The 12,351-nt window shown below is 27.2% G+C and carries 16 protein-coding genes; 6 read left to right on the top strand and 10 right to left on the bottom strand.

All coding sequences use genetic code 11. The features are described 5' to 3' along the window. Window positions 1-16 precede the first annotated feature (16 nt). Window positions 17-1,183: a TIGR04013 family B12-binding domain/radical SAM domain-containing protein gene (locus M2325_RS08040; protein WP_259052626.1), complete on the bottom strand. Its 1,167-nt coding sequence runs from the start codon at window positions 1,181-1,183 to the stop codon at window positions 17-19. Window positions 1,184-1,243: 60 nt separating this feature from the next. Between M2325_RS08040 and M2325_RS08035 the strand changes: the two genes are divergently transcribed. From M2325_RS08035 to hisE, 4 genes are all read left to right on the top strand, one after another. After that, on the top strand, window positions 1,244-1,525 hold the full coding sequence (locus tag M2325_RS08035; RefSeq protein ID WP_209591621.1) for a hypothetical protein: 282 nt from the start codon (window positions 1,244-1,246) through the stop codon (window positions 1,523-1,525). 114 nt (window positions 1,526-1,639) lie between these two features. Continuing rightward, on the top strand, window positions 1,640-2,095 hold the full coding sequence (locus M2325_RS08030) for a gamma carbonic anhydrase family protein (protein WP_209591620.1): 456 nt from the start codon (window positions 1,640-1,642) through the stop codon (window positions 2,093-2,095). Between the two features lie 116 nt (window positions 2,096-2,211). Continuing rightward, entirely contained in the window at window positions 2,212-2,628 is a 417-nt protein-coding gene (ribH, locus tag M2325_RS08025; protein ID WP_209591619.1) for a 6,7-dimethyl-8-ribityllumazine synthase, read from the top strand. A gap of 155 nt (window positions 2,629-2,783) precedes the next feature. Continuing rightward, the gene (hisE, locus tag M2325_RS08020) at window positions 2,784-3,086 is read left to right on the top strand and encodes a phosphoribosyl-ATP diphosphatase (RefSeq protein ID WP_209632013.1); all 303 of its coding nucleotides are present in this window, start codon (window positions 2,784-2,786) and stop codon (window positions 3,084-3,086) included. Window positions 3,087-3,119: 33 nt separating this feature from the next. On the opposite strand, the gene M2325_RS08015 is transcribed toward hisE, so the two are convergent. The 5 genes from M2325_RS08015 to cofH all read right to left on the bottom strand — a co-directional run bounded on the left by M2325_RS08015 (window position 3,120) and on the right by cofH (window position 7,521). After that, window positions 3,120-4,022 (bottom strand): CBS domain-containing protein, encoded by a 903-nt coding sequence (locus M2325_RS08015; RefSeq protein ID WP_209591617.1) that lies wholly within the window; start codon window positions 4,020-4,022, stop codon window positions 3,120-3,122. Window positions 4,023-4,276: 254 nt separating this feature from the next. Next, the gene (locus M2325_RS08010; protein WP_259052624.1) at window positions 4,277-5,023 is read right to left on the bottom strand and encodes a Nif3-like dinuclear metal center hexameric protein; all 747 of its coding nucleotides are present in this window, start codon (window positions 5,021-5,023) and stop codon (window positions 4,277-4,279) included. Between the two features lie 13 nt (window positions 5,024-5,036). Continuing rightward, window positions 5,037-5,687: a HemK2/MTQ2 family protein methyltransferase gene (locus M2325_RS08005; RefSeq protein WP_259052619.1), complete on the bottom strand. Its 651-nt coding sequence runs from the start codon at window positions 5,685-5,687 to the stop codon at window positions 5,037-5,039. Between the two features lie 71 nt (window positions 5,688-5,758). Then, the gene (locus M2325_RS08000; protein ID WP_209591614.1) at window positions 5,759-6,238 is read right to left on the bottom strand and encodes an RNA-binding protein; all 480 of its coding nucleotides are present in this window, start codon (window positions 6,236-6,238) and stop codon (window positions 5,759-5,761) included. Window positions 6,239-6,453: 215 nt separating this feature from the next. Next, window positions 6,454-7,521 carry a 5-amino-6-(D-ribitylamino)uracil--L-tyrosine 4-hydroxyphenyl transferase CofH gene (gene cofH, locus M2325_RS07995; protein WP_259052617.1) on the bottom strand — a complete coding sequence of 356 codons (1,068 nt, stop codon included), beginning with the start codon at window positions 7,519-7,521 and terminating at the stop codon, window positions 6,454-6,456. Between the two features lie 507 nt (window positions 7,522-8,028). Between cofH and mer the strand changes: the two genes are divergently transcribed. Then, the gene (mer, locus tag M2325_RS07990) at window positions 8,029-8,994 is read left to right on the top strand and encodes a 5,10-methylenetetrahydromethanopterin reductase (protein WP_209591612.1); all 966 of its coding nucleotides are present in this window, start codon (window positions 8,029-8,031) and stop codon (window positions 8,992-8,994) included. A 137-nt stretch (window positions 8,995-9,131) separates the two neighbouring features. On the opposite strand, the gene M2325_RS07985 is transcribed toward mer, so the two are convergent. From M2325_RS07985 to M2325_RS07970, 4 genes are all read right to left on the bottom strand, one after another. After that, window positions 9,132-9,554 (bottom strand): DUF2666 domain-containing protein, encoded by a 423-nt coding sequence (locus M2325_RS07985; RefSeq protein ID WP_209591611.1) that lies wholly within the window; start codon window positions 9,552-9,554, stop codon window positions 9,132-9,134. Between the two features lie 253 nt (window positions 9,555-9,807). Next, window positions 9,808-10,038, bottom strand: coding sequence for a 50S ribosomal protein L18Ae (gene rpl18a / locus M2325_RS07980; protein ID WP_209591610.1), 231 nt, complete (start codon window positions 10,036-10,038; stop codon window positions 9,808-9,810). Between the two features lie 112 nt (window positions 10,039-10,150). After that, the gene (locus M2325_RS07975; RefSeq protein ID WP_209591609.1) at window positions 10,151-10,834 is read right to left on the bottom strand and encodes a translation initiation factor IF-6; all 684 of its coding nucleotides are present in this window, start codon (window positions 10,832-10,834) and stop codon (window positions 10,151-10,153) included. A gap of 150 nt (window positions 10,835-10,984) precedes the next feature. Beyond that, window positions 10,985-11,236, bottom strand: a complete 252-nt coding sequence (locus M2325_RS07970) for a 50S ribosomal protein L31e (protein WP_209591608.1) — start codon at window positions 11,234-11,236, stop codon at window positions 10,985-10,987. Between the two features lie 97 nt (window positions 11,237-11,333). On the opposite strand from M2325_RS07970, the gene argB reads away from it, so the two are divergent. Further along, a complete protein-coding gene (gene argB / locus M2325_RS07965; protein WP_209591607.1) occupies window positions 11,334-12,215 on the top strand; it encodes an acetylglutamate kinase in 882 nt (293 codons plus the stop codon). Window positions 12,216-12,351: the final 136 nt, after the last annotated feature.

Here is a 12,351-nt window from a genome sequence, read left to right as displayed (position 1 = left end):
TTCTTATTTTTCAACTTTATTTTTCAACTTTTGTTGAATTGTATTGATGAGTCCAAGAACCACTAATTTGTCCTTTTTTTGCCATACTACCTAATATTTTAATAGTTTCCCTATCTAATTCTGTGGATTTTTCATTTTCAAAATAAGTTCCAGGTAATGGCATAAAATAATGTGCATGAACTTTTCCATTCTTTTTTATAATATATTTCATTAATTGAATACTTCTTATCCTATTTTCCATAGTTTCACTAGGGAATCCAAAAATAAAGTCTACTTTAGGCATTAATTTATTTTTTTTACATAAATCGACAGCATTTATTACATCGTTTACAGTATGCCCTCTTCGAATATGGGTTAGCATTTCGTCACAACCACTCTGAGCTCCGAAGTGTAAGTATTTATTGTCGCAATAATTTACTATTAAATTTAAAGTATCTTCATTGATAAATTCGGGCCTCACTTCTGATGGAAATGTACCTAAAAATAAACGTTCTTTGAATATAGAAAGCTTTTTTAAGAGTTCTTCTAGTTTTTCAAGATTTGGTTTAGTTGCATATTTAGAGCCATAGGATAGTGCATTTGGAGTTACAAACCTTATATCTTTCATATTTTTTACTATCTTAATAATATCTTCAATAGACCTATGTCTTATATTTTTTCCAAATATCTGAGGGGTTTGGCAAAATCTACAGTTGTAAGGACAACCTCTAGTTATTTCAATTGGTGCTAAGGGATATATTTCATCATAGCCTTTGAAAGAATCGATAGGTATACCTTTGATAACATTGTTTTCAATATATTGGTTGTTATTGATTTTATTTATTAAATCAGGTAATGTTATTTCACCTTCTCCAACCAGAACATAATCAAAACCCATTTTTAAAGTATCTTCTGGAGCACCTGACGCGTGTGGCCCTCCTGCTATTAATATTAGGTCTTTAAAGTTATTTCTTAAGATATTTATTTCCTTTGACACTTCTGGTCGCTGTAGTGTCATAAATGAATAAATTATTATATTTTTTGAATTTATCACTTTAAAACAACATGATTTACTTTTTTCAATTTCATTTGTTTTTAAATTATATATTAATTCATCTAAATTATTGAATAGTATTCCTTTTGTTAATGGATACAATTTAGAAATACTATATTTATTTTTTGAAGTTAGTCGATATCCAATCATAAACTTAAATAACCAGAAATACTATATAAATTAGATGGATTTTAGGATAGAGGTGTAATATTGAAAAAAAGACCATCACTATGTATAAAAATACATTACCCCGGAAGTGTTTTAGAAGGCGAATTTGATTTTGAAGCAGTAGTTAACCTTAAAGATAAGTATTTAAAATATTTAGATACTGGAAAGCATAAAGGGACTGTTTTATTCAATGAAGATACTAAAAAATTTGTTATTGTTAATTTTAGTGAGATATGCGCTATAGAAGTTGATAAAACTTTAATTTTCATGGATGAATATGAAAGAGAATGGGATAAAGTTTCAAGATTTAAATACAATTTATAAATTTATAAATAAATTATATCTGTAATTTTATGAAGTCATGGCTAAATATTTATACTATATATTATCTATATCTCAATAACTAATATTTTTAAAATTCACACATATGGTGGAATTATGGCAAAAATAGCAAAAAATGCGACGATAATTGGTAAAGTCGTTTTTGAAGAGAATGTAAATATATGGTATGGCGCTGTTATTCGTGCAGATATGAATACCATTTCCATTAAAAAGAATTCAAATGTCCAAGACAACTGTGTTGTACACTGTTCTAAAGACCATCCTACTGTAATTGGAGAAGGTGTTTCAATAGGTCACTGCGCAGTAATTCACGGATGCAATATAGGTAATAATGTATTGATAGGTATGAATTCTACAATTTTAAATGGCGCTAAAATAGGAGATAATTGTATTATAGGTGCAAATGCTTTGGTTCCTCAAAATAAGGAAATACCTGCTAATAGTTTAGTAATAGGAGTTCCTGCAAAAGTTATTAGACCTTTAACTGAAGAAGAAGTATTATCTATTAAGAAAAATGCTGAACAATATCTTGAAATATCAAAAGAATTATAGTTATAAAAGCTGTTTAATTGTAGATATATAGTTACATAAATTTTATAATTAATTTTTATACATAACATTATAATATATCTTTATAATACAAATTATAAATGATTTAAGGTGGTATCATGGATAAAATTAGCATTGGAATGGTAATAGCTGAATTTAATAGAGATATTACATTTATGATGGAAAAATTGGCAGAAGAGCATGCTGACTTTTTAGGTGCCGATATAAAATATAAAATAATGGTTCCTGGAGCATATGATATGCCTATCGCAATACAACAAATGCTTGAAAAAGACGACATAGACGCTGTTGTTACGATTGGTTGTGTTATTGAAGGAGATACTGAACACGATGAAATAGTTGTTCAAAATGCAGCAAGAAAAATCACAGATTTATCATTGGATTATAAAAAACCTGTAGCTTTAGGTATATCCGGACCAGGAATGACAAGATTACAAGCTGAAGAAAGAATTGATTATGGTAAAAGAGCAGTCGAATCCGCAGTTAAAATGGTTAAAAGACTTAAGAATTTATAAGTTTAATGAAATAGCTTAACCTAATTAATATTATTTTTTATTTTTATTTTTATTATTCAGTTATATTATATCATTTATTTATAAAAAGTATTAAATAAATTGTTTTAATATATGAAAGTATATTTTATTTTTAAATTTATCAAATTGGTGTAATTATGGAATCAAGTCAAAATATTATAAAAGAAGTTTATAAAGTAATTCAAAGTAGAATGTCTGAAAAACCCGAAGGTTCCTACGTAGTTAGTTTAGCAACAGATGGTAAAAAGAGTTCTGTTAATAAAATATGTGAAAAAATAGGTGAAGAATCTGCAGAAGTTATATTGGCTGCCAAAGATGGTGAAAAATCAGAAATAATATACGAATCTGCAGATTTAATATTTCACACCTTAGTTTTACTTTCCAAATACGAAATATCTTACGAAGAACTTGAAGAAGAGTTTAAGAAAAGAATGAAATAATATTAAATTTTTTTATATTTTTTTAATTATAACTTATAATTCGGTTAATTTTGGATATATTGTACCTTCTACTAAATTTAAGATGTCAGTTCTAGTTAACATACCCACTATATTTTCATCATCATCTACAATAACTAACCTACCGATATTTTCAGTTTCCATTTTAACTAAAGCATCATATATTTTTTCATATTGGTTAATGGTCCATATATCTTTAGTCATTATAGTATCTATTCGTTCATCTTCTTTATTTTCCACTAAAGCTTTTGCAATATCATGTAAACTAACAATACCTTTCAATTCTCCATCATGTAGTATGGGTATACCACTAATGCTATTTTCGGATAGTAATTTAGCGGCATCTCGTACGGTTTTTCCAGAATCCATGATTATTAAGTTTTCTTTTAATCCAATACTACCTACATCGATATTTGGAACACTAATTACGCCTAAAACATCTATTAATAAAATATGGTTTATATCATCTCTTCCTACAATATTACCCATAATTACGATTTTATTATGTAATGTAGGCCCTACTCGAACTAAATCGCCTTCTGAAAATTGCTTAGTATCTCCGTTTATGTATATTTTAGAAGAGCAAGATTTTTCTTGTGTTACAGTATCGAATATTATCTGAGTAACATTTACGTTTTTTATTTTTTTATTGCCTTTATATATTGGAATCTTTATTTTTTCATCCAATTCTAGTCCTAATGACCTGTATGTATCACTTGTTGGTATATAGCCACCTTTAGGACCAGGTACTCCATCAACTAATCCTAATGCCCTTAAGGCCTGCATTTGATTTCTAATGGTACCTGGATTTCTACTTAAATTTTTGGCAATTTCTGTTCCTTTAACTGCCTTATTTTTTTGTTTATATATTAAAATTAATTCTTGTAATATTTCCTTTTGAACGATAGTAAGTTCCAATATTTCACCCTTATTTCTTAAACTATGAATATATTATGTATTCTATTTATCATATTACATACTTAAAATATATAAATTTTTAAAATAATTATTAAATATTATGTTATGTATTTTAAAATTGTATGCCTTTATTAAATTATTTAATAAGTAATAAAATATGGTCTGTATAATATTAAAACTTTACTTATTAAATCTAAGAATTTATTAAAAATAATGTAAGTTATATGTAATATGTCGTTTAATTTATTAATATTTTAAAAATCTAATGATATTACGTTGCAATCTAGTTCTTTTAATTTATCTATAAATTTTTTTAGCCCATAAACTTCGGTTCCGTAGTGTGTTCCATCTATAACACACAAATTTGATTCTTCAGCTAATATTTTAGAATGATGGGTTAAATCTCCGGAGATATAAACGTCTGCAACTTTACTCACATATTCTATACTTTTCTGAGATAGTCCATAACCTGATAAAACTGCTACTTTTAAGCGTCGTTTCTCCAAGGTAGCTGAATTATTACAAAATACTATTTCAGGGTTTTTACATATATTTTGCTCAGTAATCGCTATAATATCTTCAAAATTACCATTAAAAGTGCCTAATCTACCAAGTCCATTTTCGTATAAATTATTTACATCTTTTAACTGAAATAATTTTGCTAATTCATCATTTAATCCATCTTTACAGATATCTAAGTTAGTATGTGCAGAATATAATACTATGTTATTGCACATTAGTATCTTTAATTTTTCATATAATGGACCTTGAAAAGTCTTTACGGGGTCTTTCATGATAGGATGATGGGTAAATATGAAATCTACATTATTTTCTAATGCTTTTTTAATAACTCTCAATGAAGGGTCTAGTGCAATTCCTATTCTGGTTATTTCAGTATTTTTTGAGCCACAAACTTGTATTCCAATATTGTCTCCAGGAATTGCTAATTCTTTAGGGGCATATTTTTCAATATGTTCTATAATTTCTTCTGCAGTAACCATTATTACACCTTTATTAGTCTCTATTTTCTGCATAAGTTCCAGATATTAATTGTAATTCTTCAAAAGGATATTTTTCAATATCAATTTTTTCAGCAATTATTCCAACACTCTTTAATTTTGATATTGTTTTTTTTTCATCAGTTAAGGAGGATTGTAGTATTTTAACAACCCCTCCTTTTTTTAAGTAGTTTGGAAGTTCATCTATAAATTTATCTAACACTAATCTACCATCCAAACCACCATCAAAAGCATAGTTAAGATATTTTTCCAATTTTTCATCTTCGGAAGTTGGTAAATAAGGAGCATTAAATACAATAACGTCAAATTTTTTAATTTTCGATTTCGATATTTTATTAAATAAATCTCCATATATAAATCGGATATTTAGTTTATCTGTTATTTTTATATCAAAATTTAATTTTAAATTATCATAAGCCGTTTTTACTGCATAAGGATTTATATCTACACCCAATACATATTTAGCCCCATTTTTAAATGCACTAAGTGCTTGTATACCAGAACCTGTTCCAATATCTAAAACAGTTTTATTTTTAACATCTTTTAGATTTTTATACAATAATTCGCTATCTTCTGCAGGTATATAGACTTTAGGGTGTGTTTTTATTTTTAAACCATTTAAATTTATAATTTCCATTTTGTTCATAATCTCATACAATTATTTTTATATATTATATTTTAATTTATTATCTCTTAAATTTATTATCTCTTAATTTCTTAAAATTTCCAAATTTCATCACCTATATAATGTAATGTAATTATTGCCTTTCCTTTTTTTGATTCAACCATAGTTTTTCCATCCATCAATGCAATACCTACTGATAATGGTTTTCCATGTGTTTCTTCAACAGTATATACTAAATTTCCTTCTTCTATATCTGGATTAGCATCTATAATCCCCGGAGCCATTACATCGGCACCATTTGCTAAAAATTTAACTGCGCCCTTATCAACTGTTACTTTTCCTTTTTCGCTTTCTTTAGTTATTAAAAGCTTTAATGTAGGGATTATTTTATTATCTTTGCATATTGCGATAGGAGTTCCATTTAAAACTATTAAATCCATTTCATTTGTTATTATTTTTTCTAAAATAGATTTTTTATCAAATACATCTTCTGTATCGATTATATTGTTTAATTCTTCCTTAATTTGTTTTAATTCTTTCTTTTTCAACATGTATCTTCTTTTAATTTCCATGATATCACATAGGCATATATTTAATTATTTTCTCTAATCATATATATCGTGTAGCCATATATAAAATATCTCTTATGATATAAATTTGAGCAAAAAATAGCTATTTTTTAAAATATCATCGTAATTACTATTTTAATATTAAATATGTTATAAAATTATCCGTCGAAAAAAATATTTTTAAAGTTATTTAATTATTTATTTAATATTTTATTATTTTAATCTAATATGTCATATGTAGTGCTTCTTTCTTTTGGAATCCTATTTATTGCTAATATGGAGTTTCTTAATTCATTTTTAGTCATGGAAACTTCTTCAGCACCTGCAGCTTCACTTACTTCATCTCCCATTAGGGTACCTCCAACATCATTTGCACCACATCTTAAGCTAATCTGTGATAATTTAATCCCTAATTTTACCCAAGGAGCTTGTATATTTGGTATTGTATCTTTTAAAATTATTCTTGATAGTGCAGTAATTAGTAAATCATAATCTCCTGAAGCACCACTAGAAACAACTCCTGATGTATACAGGGGTGTATTTTTATGCAAATAAGACATTGTTATTAATTCAGTAAATCCGTTGGTTTCTTCCTGAATTTCTTTTAATAAGAATAAATGGTCTACAATATGTTTTGGCTCTTCAACATGACCGTACATTATAGTAGATGACGTTTTTATTCCTTGATTATGTAATTCTTTGATTACTTTTACCCAATCTTTAACTGGTATTTTATTTGGACATATTATTTTTCTTACGTCATCATTCAATATTTCAGCAGCTGCTCCTGGTACTGTATGCAATCCTGCTTCTTTCAATATTTTAATAGCTTCTTTAACATCGAGTCCTGCACTTTCTGCACCAACTAATATTTCAAATGGCGAATATGCGTGAGTGTCTATATATCCTGTTTTTTCAATAATTTTTTTAATTATATCGGCTTGCATATAAGTATCTATTTCCCTTACTATTCCACCCATGAGTGTTACTTCGGTAGCGCCATTATTTTTAGCCCATAGAGCTTTTTCTGCTATTTCTGAAGGTTCCATATAATATTTATCTATAGTTCCTTTTTCATGAGGGAATGCGCAAAATTTACAGCCTGATTCACAAATATTTGTAAAATATATATTTGCGTTATTTACGTAAGTTACTACGTCGCCGCAAATGTCTTTTCTTAATTCATCTGCTAGTTTTAAAGTATCAAAAAAGTTTTCGGGGTTTTTTAATAATTCTATAGCTTCTTTTTTTGATATGTCTTTTTCTTTAAAGATTTCATAATCCATGGGCTCACCAAGTATTTGAAAATTTTTTAAATTCTTATTATTGTATTAAAACTACAAAATAGAGTTTTTTACAAACCTATTTTATGTACTAATTTTTATTTTAATAACCTGTATGTTAGTCCATGTTTAAGTTTCTTATTACTATATATAATTTTCCATTATCGCCTATTTATTTTTAAAATTTAAATTAGTTTTTAAAATTAACTTTATTTAATAAATACTTTAATTAAAATTAAGTTAATTAGATTCTAAACAACCATAATTGGATTTTAATAAAAAAAAGAATTTAAAATTAAATTGTACTAGTATCTATTTTTTTTAATCATATAATACATAATAGTAATTTAATTACCCATATTAGTTTATTTAATGAATAATTGGACTTTTTTTCTGGAAATTAGATAGTATATATAATTTTCTATTCATAATAAATAGAAACTGGATTATATTGTCAATTAGTAATAGTAATAATTGTTATATTAAAACTACGAATAGGAAGGTGTCAGAATGAAATTCGGTATTGAATTTGTTCCAAACGAACCAGTAACTAAGTTAAACTACTACGTAAAGTTAGCTGAAGACAACGGTTTTGAATTCTGTTGGATTACAGACCACTACAACAACAGAAACGTTTACATGACCTTAGGTGCAATCGCATCAGCAACAAATAAAATTAAAATAGGCCCTGGTGTTACAAACCCATACGTAAGAAGCCCAGCAATTGCAGCATCTGCAATGGCAACATTAGATGAATTATCTGGTGGAAGAGCTACATTTGGTATTGGCCCTGGTGACAAGGCTACATTCGATGCATTAGGCATTGAATGGACAAAACCAGTAGGAACTGTTAAAAAAGCAATCGCTGAAATGAGAGAATTGTTAGCGGGTAAAAGATTAGAATCTGGTGCTCAGTTAGCAGTTAAACCATCAACCGATGTACCTATATACTTAGGTGCGCAAGGACCTAAAATGTTAGAAACAGCAGGTGCAATCGCAGATGGTGTTTTAATTAACGCTTCAAACCCTAAAGACTTCGAAGCAGCAGTACCTTTAATTAAAAAAGGTGCAGAAAGTGCAGAAAGAACTATGGCAGATGTAGACGTTGCAGCATACGCTTGTATGTCAGTAGATAAAAAATCAGAAAAAGCAAAACAAGCAGCTATCCCTGTAGTAGCATTTATCGCAGCAGGTTCACCTCCTGTAGTTTTAGAAAGACACGGAATACCTGCAGAAAAAGTAGAAACAATCAGAGCAGCTTTAAAAGAAGGAAACTTCGGTGCAGCATTCGGTGCAGTAGATGACCAGTTATTAGAAGCATTCGCTTTATACGGTACACCTGAAGAAGTTATCGAAAAAGTTAAAGCATTAGAAGCAATGGGAGTTACACAAATTGTTGCAGGTTCACCTATCGGACCTAACAAAGACACAAGTATTAAATTAATCGGTAAACACATTATACCAGCATTCAAATAATTTTTTTACTTAAATTTTTAAGTAAAAATTTCTTAATTTTTTAAAACAGCTTTTTTTAATATGATTTGTATATTATGGATTAATAATTTATAAAAAATAGTAAAATATAATTAAAATATAATTTTAGTTTATTTAGTTTATTTATTTGTTGATTTTTCAATAAATTTATCAATGGTTTTAATATCAACATGGGTTGATATCCCCAATCTTCCCAATATGATGTTTGTCAAAATTACTTTTAAGATATCTTTACCTTCTTTTAAATCAGTTAGTTTTCCAAGTTTCTTAGTAGTTGCAGGGGATTTTAATTTAGCCAACGCCTGTGAAATATCTTCTTCTTTTACCCTTCCTTTTTTGGAGACGTAAATTTCATCAGCAATTTCTTCAAGCTGTATCATATCAAAAGGTAAATATTCTTTTATTTTCTTAGATAACGTTTCTTCTATTGATATTAAAATTCTTGAAACTTCCACATCTGCCGTATTTTCATCTATCTTTAATTTTTTAGATACGTACCATTTTCCTTTTTTTGCATTAAATAATATTTTTTCCTCAGCCATTTTTTCACCGAATTTTAAATATTAACTCTATTTTTAATTATTTTAACTTAATCTATTTTTTAATATAAAATAATATACAATTATTAAATAAATAATATATATTATTTCTTAATGAATTTTGAATATAATGTTTAAAATAAAAGATTAACAATAACTAAAATAAGATAAATTAGCTTTTAATACAATATATATAAGAATTTAATTTAAAAATAGTTTAAAATAGATTATTTATAATTTTAATAATTATAAATAATTAGTTCATTTCTATGAATTTTTTTAAGTTGTGATTTTTAATATCTTCAACAGCTATTTCTTCAACACTGTTTACTTTGATAAATGCTCTTTTAACATGATGTTTACTACCAATTTCTGAGTACATGATTTCTAAAGCATCTTCTTCTTTTAAAACATTGTATTCTTTTGAAAATACCATTGGTTCATCTTTACCAAGGATTTCGCCACTTATTTTTATTATTTTAGCCATTTTATTCACCTTGAATATATACTAATTTATATTTAATATTTTATCATCATACTGGTTATTTAATTTTTATTTATTTTAAGTTCATGTTTTATTTTTTAAATAACTTAACATATTAATCTATTAAATCAAGATATTCTTCAATTCTTAGTATTTCAGGTCCTGTAGTTTCTACACCTACAAGTGCACCTTTACTATTGGCAACTATACCAGAGCCAACTTGCATGGCGCCCTTGTTTACTGTGCTTTTGCCAATAACTTCTAAGTTTAGAATTCCTTTAATCCACTCTAATTCTACTTCTGTAGTTAATGGATTTACAACGCATCCTTTGTTTGTAGCAACCCCATTAGAGCCTACCGTAGGTAATTCACAGAAATTTCCAACACCTACTTTAACCTTAAGTATTTTTTCTACATCTTTTTTAAGATTTGAAATTTCTTTCGAAATAATGCATCCATAGTCATTAGCGAGTATTAAATTTCCGAATGCAGTATGATTTGATTTTAAAATACTGACATTTATATTTAAATCGTGTTCTTGGATGAAATTTTCAACTTTTAAAAATTCATCTTTTAAGGTAATTTCTGGTAGTATTAATCCATACGAATTTCCCAAACATAATGAACCTAGTAATGAGCTATCTGCTATTTTTGTTTGAAGTATTGGAATACCCAATATTTCTTCAAATTTTTTAATGGTTTCTTTTTCCAAATCTATTGGAAAGATACCATATTTCTCAGTAGCTATGGCCTGAATTCCTATGTTTGATACACCAGAAAATAATGTTTTATATATCATAAATTATCCCAACTAATATTTTAAGAATATCTTTATTTAATAATTAATATGTAATTATATAATTAAAAGTAATTATATTTTTTGATAATTATTAGTAATTATTATTAATTATTTATTAAATCTATTTAGATATTATTGTGTTTTATTCGATTATTCAACTAATGTAGCAATAACAACATCGTCTTCTTTAACGACTTTTACCCTAACTCTAGCAGGGATTTTGTTTAAACTTCTTTCCCATACTTTTTCATTAATTGAATTATCTAATTTCACATTATCTGATTTCATGTGTTTTTTTAAGTATTCTCTGATTTTCTTTATAGCTCTCGGAGCTCTTTTTGTTGTTGGTACTTTGTTTGTTACATCTCTTAATGGTATTGTGTATATTCTTTCGTTTTCCATAATTGCACCTCCAGTATACAAATATATATATGATATAATATTAAATCATATACAATATAGATAGACAATATTTAAATATTTTGGTGAGTGGATTAAAATGGATGACTATAGCAAGGCAGAAGTGTTGATGGAAGCACTACCATATATATGTAAATTTCATGGTCAGAAGTTTTTAATTAAATATGGTGGACATGCAATGGTTAATGAAGATGCAAAGAACTGGGTGGCCAAAGATTTAGTTTTATTAAAATATGTGGGTATGAATCCCATAGTAGTGCATGGTGGAGGGCCTGAAATAAATAATGCCATGAAAAAAATGGGTAAAACACCTGAATTTATTCATGGATTAAGGGTTACCGACCAAGAAACACTTGACATTGTAAAAATGGTTTTGATTGGAAAAATAAATGGCGATATTGTATCAAAGTTAGAAAAATATGGTGGAAAGGCAGTGGGTCTTTCTGGAAAGTCCGGTCATCTTATAAAGGCTAAAAAGAAATTACAATATTTATTAAAAGATAGTCAAAAAATAGAAGTTGACTTAGGTATGGTTGGCGAAGTAAGCCATATTGATACCAAGTTAGTAGATTTATTGGTGGAAGAAAATTATATACCAGTTATTTCACCTATTGGGGTAGATGAATACGGCAACGATTTAAATTTAAATGCAGATATTGCCGCAGGAGATATTGCTGGAGCTACTGGTTCAAAAAAATTAATAATGGTTACGGATGTTGACGGAATTATGGAAGATATAAATGACCCTAGTACCCTACACAAAAAAGTAAATGTCGAAAAATTAGAAATGATGATTGAACAAGGTATTATTCAGGGCGGTATGATTCCTAAAATTGAGGCTGCAATAAATGCTTTAAACAAAGGCGTAGATAGTGTTCATATTATAAATGGAAGAATACCTCATGCGATATTATTGGAAATATTTACTGAAACAGGTATTGGAACCATGATTGTTAAATAATCAAAAAATTAAATTTATTTATTTTTCTTTATTTTTTTATTTTGTAGCTATTCTATTTATTTTTTAAATTTTTAAATGTATTAATTACAATATGTAAAAATAACAATTATTAAAAATATATACCTATATAATCCTA

The organism is Methanococcus voltae PS, assembly GCF_024807035.1.
GTDB lineage: Archaea > AGJL01 > Methanococci > Methanococcales > Methanococcaceae > Methanococcus > Methanococcus voltae.
Note: the sequence above shows the minus strand (reverse complement) of the source record. Positions and strands in the feature narration are given on the sequence as shown.

Bases quoted from the DNA above. Each gene is read 5' to 3' on its own strand.
- ribH (WP_209591619.1), top strand. From the start codon at position 2,212: ATGGATAAAATTAGCATTGGAATGGTAATAGCTGAATTTAATAGAGAT.
- M2325_RS08005 (WP_259052619.1), bottom strand. From the start codon at position 5,687: ATGAACAAAATGGAAATTATAAATTTAAATGGTTTAAAAATAAAAACA.
- argB (WP_209591607.1), top strand. From the start codon at position 11,334: ATGGATGACTATAGCAAGGCAGAAGTGTTGATGGAAGCACTACCATAT.
- hisE (WP_209632013.1), top strand. From the start codon at position 2,784: ATGGAATCAAGTCAAAATATTATAAAAGAAGTTTATAAAGTAATTCAA.
- cofH (WP_259052617.1), bottom strand. From the start codon at position 7,521: ATGGATTATGAAATCTTTAAAGAAAAAGACATATCAAAAAAAGAAGCT.
- M2325_RS07970 (WP_209591608.1), bottom strand. From the start codon at position 11,236: ATGGAAAACGAAAGAATATACACAATACCATTAAGAGATGTAACAAAC.
- M2325_RS07975 (WP_209591609.1), bottom strand. From the start codon at position 10,834: ATGATATATAAAACATTATTTTCTGGTGTATCAAACATAGGAATTCAG.
- mer (WP_209591612.1), top strand. From the start codon at position 8,029: ATGAAATTCGGTATTGAATTTGTTCCAAACGAACCAGTAACTAAGTTA.
- M2325_RS08040 (WP_259052626.1), bottom strand. From the start codon at position 1,183: ATGATTGGATATCGACTAACTTCAAAAAATAAATATAGTATTTCTAAA.
- M2325_RS07985 (WP_209591611.1), bottom strand. From the start codon at position 9,554: ATGGCTGAGGAAAAAATATTATTTAATGCAAAAAAAGGAAAATGGTAC.
- M2325_RS08010 (WP_259052624.1), bottom strand. From the start codon at position 5,023: ATGGTTACTGCAGAAGAAATTATAGAACATATTGAAAAATATGCCCCT.
- M2325_RS08000 (WP_209591614.1), bottom strand. From the start codon at position 6,238: ATGGAAATTAAAAGAAGATACATGTTGAAAAAGAAAGAATTAAAACAA.
- rpl18a (WP_209591610.1), bottom strand. From the start codon at position 10,038: ATGGCTAAAATAATAAAAATAAGTGGCGAAATCCTTGGTAAAGATGAA.
- M2325_RS08030 (WP_209591620.1), top strand. From the start codon at position 1,640: ATGGCAAAAATAGCAAAAAATGCGACGATAATTGGTAAAGTCGTTTTT.